Source organism: Pseudonocardia halophobica (genome assembly GCF_027922425.1).
GTDB classification, from domain to species: domain Bacteria; phylum Actinomycetota; class Actinomycetes; order Mycobacteriales; family Pseudonocardiaceae; genus Pseudonocardia; species Pseudonocardia halophobica.
In genome coordinates this window covers 1-636 of sequence record NZ_BSFQ01000228.1, presented here as the reverse complement: position 1 = coordinate 636, position 636 = coordinate 1, and the positions used below count along the sequence as shown (strand labels likewise).

General features: G+C 67.5%; 1 protein-coding gene. It reads right to left on the bottom strand.

What is annotated here, in order from left to right; genetic code table 11:
• Positions 1-25 precede the first annotated feature (25 nt).
• Positions 26-636, bottom strand: a 611-nt coding sequence (locus PKE99_RS38310) for an aldo/keto reductase (protein WP_271215133.1), incomplete at its 5' end; no start/stop codon positions are given.

Genomic DNA, 636 nt, shown 5'->3' with positions numbered 1-636 from the left:
CGAGGGAAACGAAGACCTTCCGGGATTAGGACAGTGTCTCGAGCGGGACGACACCCGGCGCCGGGAAGGCGCGATCCAAGACCTCGAGTTCCTCGTCGGTGAGCTCGAGGTCCAGCGCTGCAGCGTTCTCCTCGACATGGGCGAGCCGGGCAGCCTTCGGAACGGCGACGACGCCCCCTCTACGGACCGACCAGGCCAGCGCGACCTGCGCCGAGGTTGCTCCACGCTCTGTCGCCACGCGGCGGAGGTCAGGATGATCGAGCAACGCGCCCTTCTCGACGGGCGAGTAGGCCATGACCGCGGCGCCCATGCGCTCACACCACGGGAACAGATTCGCCTCCGGACCGCGACGGGTGAGGTTGTAGAGGATCTGATTGCAGGCGGGGACGGCGCCCTTCGGCAACTCCTCCAGGTCGTGCAGGTCGAAGTTGCTGACCCCCCAGGCCCGGATCGAACCCTCCTCGCGCAGCTTCTCGAACCCGGCCACCGTGTCCACGAGGGGAACCTCACGGCGCCAGTGCAGCAGGTACAGATCCAGCCGATCGGTCCCCAGGCGCCTGAGACTCCCATGGCATGCGGCGACCGTGCCCTCGGTGGTCGCATTCTGGGGAGCACCTTGCTGACCAGGAAGACCTC